8 protein-coding genes are annotated in these 10112 nt (G+C 62.4%); 3 read left to right on the forward strand and 5 right to left on the reverse strand.

The genetic code is table 11. From position 1 onward, the window contains the following. Window positions 1-25 precede the first annotated feature (25 nt). Window positions 26-496 carry a bacteriohemerythrin gene (locus CKO36_RS17830; RefSeq protein WP_242469718.1) on the forward strand — a complete coding sequence of 157 codons (471 nt, stop codon included), beginning with the start codon at window positions 26-28 and terminating at the stop codon, window positions 494-496. 195 nt (window positions 497-691) lie between these two features. Here CKO36_RS17830 and CKO36_RS17835 read toward each other — a convergent pair whose 3' ends face one another. Continuing rightward, window positions 692-1819 (reverse strand): hypothetical protein, encoded by a 1128-nt coding sequence (locus CKO36_RS17835; protein ID WP_200286266.1) that lies wholly within the window; start codon window positions 1817-1819, stop codon window positions 692-694. Between CKO36_RS17835 and CKO36_RS17840 the strand changes: the two genes are divergently transcribed. Next, window positions 1809-2723, forward strand: a complete 915-nt coding sequence (locus CKO36_RS17840; protein WP_200286267.1) for a competence protein CoiA family protein — start codon at window positions 1809-1811, stop codon at window positions 2721-2723. The two genes, CKO36_RS17835 and CKO36_RS17840, sit on opposite strands and share 11 nt — an antisense overlap. A 21-nt stretch (window positions 2724-2744) precedes the next feature. Here the strand turns inward: CKO36_RS17840 and CKO36_RS17845 are convergent, their stop codons facing one another. Genes CKO36_RS17845 through hsdR form a run of 4 tightly spaced genes read right to left on the reverse strand, consistent with a single transcriptional unit; the run spans window position 2745 to window position 9785 of the window. Then, entirely contained in the window at window positions 2745-3656 is a 912-nt protein-coding gene (locus CKO36_RS17845) for a restriction endonuclease (RefSeq protein WP_200286268.1), read from the reverse strand. 23 nt (window positions 3657-3679) lie between these two features. Continuing rightward, the gene (locus CKO36_RS17850) at window positions 3680-4999 is read right to left on the reverse strand and encodes a restriction endonuclease subunit S (protein ID WP_200286269.1); all 1320 of its coding nucleotides are present in this window, start codon (window positions 4997-4999) and stop codon (window positions 3680-3682) included. A 44-nt stretch (window positions 5000-5043) separates the two neighbouring features. Then, window positions 5044-6507, reverse strand: coding sequence for an N-6 DNA methylase (locus CKO36_RS17855; RefSeq protein WP_200286270.1), 1464 nt, complete (start codon window positions 6505-6507; stop codon window positions 5044-5046). Beyond that, window positions 6504-9785 (reverse strand): type I restriction-modification system endonuclease, encoded by a 3282-nt coding sequence (gene hsdR / locus CKO36_RS17860; RefSeq protein ID WP_200286271.1) that lies wholly within the window; start codon window positions 9783-9785, stop codon window positions 6504-6506. Before hsdR ends, CKO36_RS17855 begins: the two co-directional genes overlap by 4 nt. Window positions 9786-9926: 141 nt before the next feature. On the opposite strand from hsdR, the gene CKO36_RS17865 reads away from it, so the two are divergent. Beyond that, window positions 9927-10112, forward strand: a 186-nt coding sequence (locus tag CKO36_RS17865; protein WP_200286272.1) for a helix-turn-helix domain-containing protein, incomplete at its 3' end; no start/stop codon positions are given.

The raw sequence follows: 10112 nt of genomic DNA on the forward strand, positions 1-10112 counted from the left end.
TTGAGCAAGTGCTTGAACGCATGCCTTGGCCGGCTTGGCCGGCTCGACGACGACCTCGACCGGCAAAGCGCCCCTACCTGATGCCTGTGGCGGCTTAGCAACAATGGACCAAGGCATGATCAAGGCCAAATTCTCCATTGGCCACGACCGAATCGATCACGAACACCAGGTATTTCTGGATCTGATGATCAATGTCTCGCGCGCGAATGAGGACGGGAGCTCTCAGGAACGGGTTCTACGTTTGCTGGAAGAAGTGAAGAAATACGCCGAGTTTCACTTTTTCAGCGAAGAAAACGTCATGATCGACGCCAAGTATCCAGAGTATGACGCGCACCACAAGGAGCACCGCATACTGATCGCCGCGCTCGACAGCAAGGTCTACGACTATTGCGCCGGCCAGTTGGACCTGGACGCACTCGTCGAATTTCTATTTGAATGGTTTGCGCTGCACACGACCGGCTCGGACAAAAGAATCGCCCAATACCTCAGCGGCTGACTCATGTTTTTGGCCATTGACAATAGAAAAACGTGATGCGATCGCTCTGAATCAAGAGCTGCGTCCAATTCTTAGCGCGCAACTTTCTGTATCTCGCGGTGTCGCGAGAAAGCCCGCTAAGCTCATACTCCGGCTAATCGGATTCAACCACTACACTTTTGGTTGATCAGTACGTAGCGCACAATGGTGCCCCAGTCAGCGCAGGAAGCGCCCTTGTCGCGTCACATGATCGAAGGAGAAGACGTGCTCGTTCGGTGCGCGATTGCATCGTCCAACAAGGCGTCCGAAAAACTCCCGTCGGCCGGGTTCGATGTGCACTTTGTCGTGCCCCTTCACGCCGCAGATGGGGCAGTCGCCAACATATCGCACCATGTAGAGCGAGTTTCGCTCTGTTTCCTGATCTGGTCGCAGCTCCAACAGATAGTCGTTGCGACTAGATGCGAAGGGTTGCAGCAGGACGGGGGCGAGAGTGATCCGGTTAGTGACCAATCGAGCTTGCCAACCGAAGAAGAAATAGCCCACGGTCAAGATGACCGCCCCGGACACGAAAATCTTGAGGAAGTCGAGCGTTGTTGGCGCATGAGTCAGGGCCACAAAGAGGAGCCAGAGCACGAAGACTCCGGCAACAAACAACGCGTAGGTGACGCTTAGATAGGCTTTGCCAGTCCGCCCGCTGAGATAAAGCCCCCGATCAGACAACCACCGGATTAGCCGGTTGCCTGAAATGTCTGCTTGCCGATAGGAAATATCAGGGACATCCAGCCAGTTGATGCTTGGTATCTGCTGATTCGCTACGCCCTCACACCGCAAAAACCGAAACCCAAACCGAGAGGGATTGCCACTACCGCCGCCAATTTCCCGGAATAGCGTTGGCCGCAGGGATACTTTTCGCGCACTGAGACGTTGTGCAATGGTTGGCGCTTCTCTCTCCCACAACTCCATCAGCTTGCGCCAGTTTCTCTTCATGCTCTGCTGAGCATCCGAGCCCAATAGTTGCGCGCCCCCGATCCCCAATCGATCCAGGGCCTCGCCGATTTCCAACACGGTGAAACCCCAGTGCCGGGAATCGGGGGCGGGCTCCAGCCGGTCGGGAGATTCCAACGTCAGAGCGCACAAGCCGCGCAGGATCTTGACGGCGAAGGTGCGATCACTCCATTCCTTGGCAAGCTCTGCCACAAGTTTGGCCATGTTGGCTACCTCATCGCGATCCAAACCGGTTTCGAACTGGTTTGGTCCCTGTTCGCTGCCGTTGTCCTCGGTCACCTTTGCCTCCGCATTCAACGTCAATGGCACTTCAGCCGAGGAATCATCAGTGAACACCATAAATCTGCTCCAATCGTTTGGTATCGATCACAACGGCCAACTCGTCTCAGTCGAGGAGGTGGCACGCGGCAAGTCGTGTGACTGCTGTTGCCCATCCTGCGGAGAAATCCTAATCGCGCGTCAGGGCGAAGTTCGCACCTGGCACTTTGCCCATGCCAGCGGTCACGACTGTGAGGGTGGGGCCGAGGGTGCGCTCCACAAGGCGGCCAAGCAGTTGATCGTCAGTGGGGCGGCGGTGCTGGTTCCGGCCCTGGAAGCGCGGGAGTCGCATCAGCTCGATGACGGCCGGTGCGGCGAGGCCGCCTTGAGTCGGCCTGATGAGGTCTGGCAGCTGACCGATCCACGGGAAGAAGCTCCGGTTGGTGACTACCGCATCGACGTCATGGGGATGCACGGAACCCGTCCCGTATTCATTGAGGTCGCCGTGACCCATCTCGTCGACCCGCTCAAGCGCGAGGCGCTGTCCAGTTTCGGCATCCACGCCTTCGAGATCCAGCTCGACCCGAGCCGGCACGAATCCTGGTCCTGGGACCTGCTGCGCACGGATGTGCTGGAGCGCTCCGACAACCGCCAGTGGCTCTTCCATCCTGACTTCGAGAAGCTCCGCGACCAGGCCCGATGCGAGGCCGTGGCGAAGGCCTATGAGCAGGCCACGTCGCAGCCGAGCAAGGGCGAGCGCCTCCGGCTTCGGTTGTTCGGAACTCCAATCCATCTCGTCGACCGCGGTTGGGGACTCTGCCTCTGGTCCGCATTCAATGAGCAGGTCAACACCATCATCAAGCAGATGGCGAAGTCGCTCGGAGGACGCTACCAACCGCAATACCGCAACTGGGTCTTTCCGGTCGGGGTCAAGGCCACCCTGATCCAGCAGTTGGAAGGGGTTGGCGCGGTGCGGGAGGGCTGATCGGGATGCATCATGCGGCTTTCAGGACGGCGCTAGGAAGTAGATCGGTCTCAACGGGAGCAACTGGCGGGCATCCTCGCTCAGGCGGTCCATGTACTGGATCCACAGCTCCACCAGGCGCTCGCGGTCGATCAGGGTGATCTTACGCCGCTCTTGGAGTCGGGCCTCGTCGTGGGCGTCTTTGGTGAAGCGGCCGGTGGTGACGAAGAGTCCGACGTCGTTGTCACTGAGGACGGCCATGAAGGAGCGTAGCTCGTCGACGGCGATGGCGTCCTTGCGCCGCTTGACCTGGACCTTGATGCGTGGCGGCTTGGTGCCGAGCGGGTCGGTCCAGGCGAGGACGTCCATGCCGCCATCCTTGCCCGGTGGGGCGATCCAGGAGACGTGATAGCCCATCGCCTCCAAGAGCCCGGCGACGAGCTTCTGGAGGTTGTAGGGGTCGATGCGCTGGAGATAGTCCCAGATCTCGTTCCAGGCGTTCTCCTCGGCTTGCTCGAAGGTCTGGGTGGGACTGGTCTGCTCGACCTCGGCGTCCTCTACCGTCTCGGTCTCGGCGTCGGTCGGGTCCGGCTGGGCGGACTTCCAGACCTGGTAGAGCTCGCACGCGCGCTTGTAGAAGGCGGTCGGGTCCTGGATCGCAGCGAACGCCTCCTGGCCCGTCTCGGTCGCGCTCCAGAGCCCCTTGTCCTTGAGCATCCAGCCGGCCTTGACCAGATCCACCGTGGAGAAGCGCACGATCTTCTCGTAGCGTCGACCACCGGACTGATAGTGACCGCTCTCGTGCTCGGTGGGCGGGACGCGCTGCTCCAGTTTCGCGAGCGCGAGCTGGGCCTGGATGCCATCGGGATGCTCCAGGAGGATCTCGAACAGGGTCCGCATCAGCTTCCCGACCCGTTGGCGGGTTACGCCGGCTTTCTTCTTTCCGTTGGTCATGCTGGCTCCTTTGGCCGAGGCGGCTAGGCGGCTTCGCCCGCCTTGGCCGGCGTGCCGCGTCGCTTGCGGGTTGGCTTGGGGTGCTCGGCGCGCGCGGCGCGGATGCGCTCCAGGAGCACGGAGGCCGGCTCGTCGTTCGGATCTTGGGGGACCAGCTCGCCGCGGAAGGCTTTGGCGAGGTTGGCTTGGTCGAGGTGGTGGAGAAGCTGCCCTGCGAGATTGGCTTGATTTACTACATCTGAGATACCCGAAAGTTGTTCCCGCGCCTTCGCGTTGATCTGCTCTTGCAACTCCAGCGCTGGAACCGGGATTTCCAGTTGCTTGAGATCCTTGCCGGAGATTCCATGCTGCCCGGCTGCTGTCTTGATAAAGGGTCTAAGTGCTTCGCGAGCCTGAGGGGTAGAACAGACCAATTCGGCGTAGCCTGGCAGGATGTCGCCAGACAACCGAACACGAATCAACTTATCCGGATATGTTGTTGGCTCGGAGAGGTTCGTGACTTTGCCGCAAACGGCCACGAACTCCGGATTTCCGTTGTATCTGGTGAACAGAAGATCATCATCCTCAAGAAAGGCTCGTTCCGATACCTCTTCGTCAGTTGGATAGAAACGGCGATCGACCAGATTCACGGCCATGGGTCTCACTGCAGAGATTCTTAGAATCGGTGTGCCAGGCGGGGAGTCGGCCGGCTTTTTCGAGAGACCGTTTCGGACCTCGACAGCCAGTTCACCAAGAGGAGCATTGCGATCTGATGCGTCTTGGGCTTGACGAAACGCCGCCTCTAAAATCGCCTTCTTGTAATGCTCGATCAGGCGCGGGATCTGGGACAGCTCCTCGCGGGCGCGGCGGGTGCGCTCGAAAAGACTGTCCAGCTTGGCGACGATGCGGCGTTGTTCTGCAGCAGGCGCCAACGGAACATCAACGGCTTTCAAATCTCGGAGGTTGATGCGCAATCTCCCTAGGCCGTGGCTGTTAGCTTCGAGTTCTGCCTGCCCTTGGGGAGAGTTCAGGTAGCGCATTAGGTAGGCGTTTGAGACGTTTGGGTGCGGCTTGGCTCTGAAGCAGTCGGCTTTCACGATAGCGGCACCGAGACCATCCGGCGCGATGCAGCAGCGGCCTACAGGATAGGCCAAGCCCGCGATCAACAGATCACCGGCAAATACGCGGTGCTTCAATAGCGTTGCATAGTGCTCATTGGTGATGTGTGCTTCGTCGTCCCCAAGGAAGTCGCCGACACCGATATTGCCAAGCCTTATTACTCGCGGACCATCGGCAACATAGTGGGCAGTCTTCAACTTGCTGCCGAATGGACCATCAGTGAGAGAGTTCAGCTCAGGCGCCATAAGGTCACCGAAGCTAGCGGACACCCATCCAGGAGGTAGATCGCTCACGCCGCCTCCTTGCCTTCGTCGCCGCCCTCAATCTCCTCCGTCAACCCTTCAATCTCCTCCAGCGCCGCGCGCAGGTGTACCATGATGGCGGCGGCGATGTCCTCGGGTTCGGTCAACCGCTCCTCGATGTCCTCGTCTTCGTCGCGCAGCCAGGCGATGTCGAGGTTGTCGTTACGTTCCTTGATCTGCTCGCGGGTGAAGCGGCGGAAGCGGCCGGTCTCGCCCTCGTCGGTGCGCTCGGACTTGCCGTGCGGGTCGTTGCCGAAGGCGGTCTCGAAGGCCGCGAAGTCGTTGCGGGTCAGGGGATGGGTCTTGCCGAAGGCGGGCATGTTGGCGCGCAGGTCGTAGATCCAGACCGCCTGGGTGTTGGCCTTGTCGGTCTGGCCTCGGGTGAAGAAGAGCACGTTGGTCTTGACGCCTTGGGCGTAGAAGATACCGGTCGGCAGGCGCAGGATGGTGTGGAGGTCGCACAACTCCATCAGCCATGTGCGCAGGCGCCGCCCGGTGTTGTCCTCGAACAGGACGTTGTCGGGCACCACGACGGCGGCGCGTCCGCCCCGCTTGAGGGCGCGGACGATGTGCTCGACGAAGGCGAGCTGCTTGTTCGAGGTGTCGCTGGTGATCGAGAAATCGGCGCGGTTCGGCCGTCCGCCACCCTTCTTGGTGCCGAAGGGCGGGTTGGTGAGGATGAGGTCCGCCTTTTCCAGGGCCTCGCCGTCCGGCGAGAGGGTGTCGGCACAGATCACCCGGCTCTCGATGCCGTGGAGCATGAGATTCATCAGGCACAGCCGGTGGGCGTCCGGGACCAGCTCGGCACCGCTGTAGGCATGATGGCGTTGGAAGAAGGATTGGTTCGCGGTCAGCTCGAAGAGGTCGTCGGTGCGCTGCTTGATGTCGTGGTCGGCGGCGACCAGGAAACCGCCGGTGCCGGCCGCCGGATCCTGGATCTTCTCGCCCGGCTGCGGCTGCATGAGCCGGACCAGAGCGTCGATCAGCGGGCGCGGGGTGAAGTACTGGCCGGCGCCGGATTTCTTCTCGGCGGCGTTCTTCTCCAGCAGGCCCTCGTAGAGGTTGCCGAGCCCTTCCTCGCGCGCCGAGAACCAGTCGAGCTTGTCGATGGCTGAGGTCAGTGCCTTGAGGTTGGCGGGCTTGCGCAGCTTGGTGTTGGCGTCGGCGAAGATGGCGAGGATGGTCTGATCCTGGGTCTTCTTGGTGTCGCCGAGGTCGAGCAGCAGGCGGCGGTAGTATTCGAGCTGTTCGAGGCCCTCGCGCTTGGCCAGGGTATCCCAGCCGTAGCCGTTGGGAACGCGCTCCTCGCGCCCGGTCTCCTGCATCATCTTGAGGAAGAGCAGAAAGGTCAGCTCCGTGACGTATTCGTTATAGGTCACCCCGTCGTCGCGCAGGATATTGCACAGATTCCAGAGCTTGGCGACGATGTCGCGGGTCACGGTGTCGGTCACGCGGTCTCTCTCCACAATGCTTCGTTGATGTCACTCAGGACGCCTTCGAGCTGGCCGTCGAAGACGCTGTTGAGGCGTTTGAATCCGCCCTGGGCGCGGAAGGGCTCATGATCGAGCGCCTCGCGGTCCACCACGATCTCGCGCGCGATCTGCTGGGCGATGCGCTGGAGCCATTTGCGCTGGGGATCGGTCCAGGGATGTTGGGCCAGGATACGCTGCATGGCCCGGCGCACGCGCTCCTCGAAGGGAATGAGGGCATCGCCGAGGGCGGCCTGGCGCACGAATCCGATGATGGAGGCGGCGATCTCCTCGTTCCTGGCATCTTGCCAGGCGCGGCGCAGATTGGCATCCGAGTAGCCGAGCTTGTCGAGCTCCAGGCGCAGCTCGCGAAGCTGGGCACGCGTGAGCTCGCGCGGGCGCTGGACCACGACCTTGAGCGCGGCGATCTGGTTGAGATTGTTGCGCACGAAGCTGGTGAAGCCGTCGAGGAAGTCCTCGGGCTTAGTGGCGCTGCCGTAACCTCGGGAGACCTCCATTACCCGGTCTTCGTGGTTGGAGATGGGGATGAAGTAGGCGCCGCCGCCCTGCGGGTCCCAGTCGAGGATCGGTCCCAGGCCGGGCTTCGAGCCGGCCCAGGCGGCCGTGGCGGCGAGCGGTTCGTCGGCCAGGCGTTTCAGGGTGTCTTCCGACGTTTCCCCCGTGTTGGCCTCGTACTGGCTTCGGGCCTCGTCGGTCAGCGTGCGCAGACGGCGGCGCAGCTTGACGAGGATCTGGTCGCGGATCTCAGCGCGGTGGGCTTCTTCCTTGACCTCGGCCAGCTCCTTGAAGAGCTGCTCGAAGCTGATCGATGGGTTGACCACCACCGGGCGCATCTGGGTCAGGTCCTGCAGATGGGCATAGAGATCCACAGCATCGAAGATGCGGAAGGTCTCCTTCTCGATCTCATCGCAGCGCCGGGTGGCACGGCCGAGCATCTGCTCGTAGAGAATGCGGCTGTTGACGCGGCGCAGGAACACCAGGTTGGTGATCTTGGGCACGTCGATGCCGGTGGTCAGCAGGTCGACGGTCACGGCGATCTTGGGCAGGTCGTCGTTGCGGTAGGAGCGGATCAGGGGGCCGACCTTGTCGACGCTGCCGGTGATCTTGCGGATGGCGGCGTCCTCGATCGACCCGTGCTTGGCCGCGTAAGCCTGCTTGAGCTGGTCGACGACGATGTCGGCATGGGCGTCGGTGGCGGCGAAGATCAGGGTCTTGCCGGGGAGCGCCGGGTCGATGTGCTTGACCAGCTCCTCGGCGACGGCCTTGTTGAAGTTGAGGGTGACGACCTTGCGGTTGAAGGCTTCCACCTCGAAGTCGACGGCGTCCGGGGCATGGGCCAGGTCGATCTGTCCGGTCTTGGTATCGAGCCGCTGCAGCTGCTCGCCGCGTGCGAAGTGGATGCCGTTCTGGGCCAACTCGGTGGTGATCCGGACCGGCGGCTCGTGGTCGATCAGAAAGCCGTCGACCACGGCCTCGCGGTAGGAGTAGGTGAAGACCGGGTCGCCGAAGATCTCGACGGTGTGCAGCGCGGGGGTGGCGGTCAGGCCGATCTTGACCGCGTCGAAGTGCTCCAGGACGCGGCGGTATTTGGAGACGTAGTCGGCCTCGCTGCGGAAGCTCAGCTCGCCGTCGGAGAGCTCGCGGTCGAGCAGATAGCCGCGGTGACACTCGTCGATGACGATGAGGTCGTACTGGTCGATCGGCGGCACGTCCGTTGGGTCGTCGTTGTAGAGCACGCGGCGCACCAGGCCCTGGATGGTGCAGATGTGCACCTTGGTCTCGGGCTCCGGGCCAACGGTCTCGAGCCCCTTGAGGTCGAAGATGTCGGCGAAGGTCTTGGTGCCGACGACCTTGGTCGATGAGAACTCCCCGCCGGTCTGCTGCCCCAGGGCGCTGCGGTCCACGACGAAGCAGACCCGGCGGAAGCGCTTGGCGTTGAGCAGACGGTAGAGCAGGGCGATGGCGAGCTTGGTCTTGCCGGTGCCGGTCGCCATTGCGACCAGCAGAAAGCGCAGACCCTTGGCGAGTTTGTCCTCGACAGCCAGAATGGCCTGCTGCTGGTAGTCGCGCAGCGGGAAGCCGAAGGCCATCGGCTGGGCCTTGAGGGCTTGCTGCGCGGCCTCGACGTCGATCTCCAGCCGCGCCTTGAGTCCGTCGGGGGTCGGCCAGTCGGTGAGGGCGCGGCGCAGGTGGGTGGCCTTGCGGGTGTCGCGGAACCAGATGCCGCTCTCGGTCTTGATCTGCTTGAGATAGGGCCGACCATTGGTCGAGAAGACGAAGGGGACCCGGTAGGCATCCCAGGGACCGCCGCTCGGCTCGGCCTCGCCGGCCTCAAGGCGGATGTCGCGGGCATAGCGCTCGGCCTGATCGATGGCGGCGGAGACGTTCTTGCGGGCACGCTTGGCCTCGACCGCGCCGAGACAGTGCAAGCCGTAGAAGAGCGCATAGTCGGCGGGACCGCTCGCGGTCGGCCATTCGGCGATCGCCATCGCCTTGCCCTTGATGGGGCGAGTGCCCTGGCTGTAGCGCAGCGTCTTGGTGTCGGTCTCCCAGCCACGCGCGCGCAGTTGCTCGTCGATCAGGGCGCGAGTGGCCGCCTCGTCGAGATCGATCGCCTGGGCGGCCTGTGCGACCTGCTGTTGTTGTTGCGCCTTTTGCTGCGGTGTCGCCTGAGACGCCGCGCTCTGGAGGGCGAGCAGGTCGGCCGCTTCTCGCGCGGCTTCCGCCTCGCCGAGCCGTTGTGTCTGCTGGGCACGCAACTGCTCCAGCTCCAGCTCCTCTTCCAGCGTCACCGTGGCGCTCTTCGGGGTGCTCGGAGGCACGAAGGGGCCGGGTTTGAAGCCAAGTTCCTTGCCAAACGCACGGTGGAACCAGATCGCCAACTGGCGGGCGATCTTCAGTGCGGTCAGCGCTTCTCGGTGGTCACCGGAATCTTCATGGTTGGCGCGGTTACCGAGGATGCGCAGGTGGTGGAACAGATCCAAGACATCGGGAGGAACCACGCGGTCGAATTTGAGACGACGCAGCCGCTCATTTTGCGGCTCATCCGCTGTTGTCACTAGACCATTGCGGGCTGCGGTCTGGCGGGCCAGGTGCTCCGCAAACTGGCGCAGCTTGATCAGGCAGGTGCTCGGATCATCGACGAAGTAGCGCTCGGCGAGTGCGCCGAGACGATCGAGCTGCGGGTCGTAGGCGTGGAGGAAAGGGAAGTTGAGGGAATGGGCGCCGAGATACGTCATGGCGCCACCATGAGCGTCCTTGCATGTCCTCTCTTCGACGTAAACATACCTGTGTTGGCTCCATCTGCGCTGTCAGCTGGAGCTGGACTCTAGTCTTATAAAGAATGCGCGGTAGTGTATTATGATCCCATGGAAAGCACCATGGGTACAGGCAAGGCGGCGAAGCGGCTGGGTGTTTCGGTCAAGACATTGCAGCGTTGGGAGCGCGAGGGGCGTCTCATTCCCGTGGCGCGCACCGACAGCAATCGTCGTCTTTACACCGAGGCCCAGTGGCGAGCGTTCATCGGATGGCGACAGACGCCCGAGTGTCCAGCGCGAATAGTGGCC

Source organism: Rhabdochromatium marinum (genome assembly GCF_016583795.1).
GTDB classification, from domain to species: domain Bacteria; phylum Pseudomonadota; class Gammaproteobacteria; order Chromatiales; family Chromatiaceae; genus Rhabdochromatium; species Rhabdochromatium marinum.

Coding starts and splice junctions, on each gene's coding strand:
- hsdR (WP_200286271.1), bottom strand. CDS start 9,785: ATGACGTATCTCGGCGCCCATTCCCTCAACTTCCCTTTCCTCCACGCC.
- CKO36_RS17850 (WP_200286269.1), bottom strand. CDS start 4,999: ATGGCGCCTGAGCTGAACTCTCTCACTGATGGTCCATTCGGCAGCAAG.
- CKO36_RS17845 (WP_200286268.1), bottom strand. CDS start 3,656: ATGACCAACGGAAAGAAGAAAGCCGGCGTAACCCGCCAACGGGTCGGG.
- CKO36_RS17835 (WP_200286266.1), bottom strand. CDS start 1,819: ATGGTGTTCACTGATGATTCCTCGGCTGAAGTGCCATTGACGTTGAAT.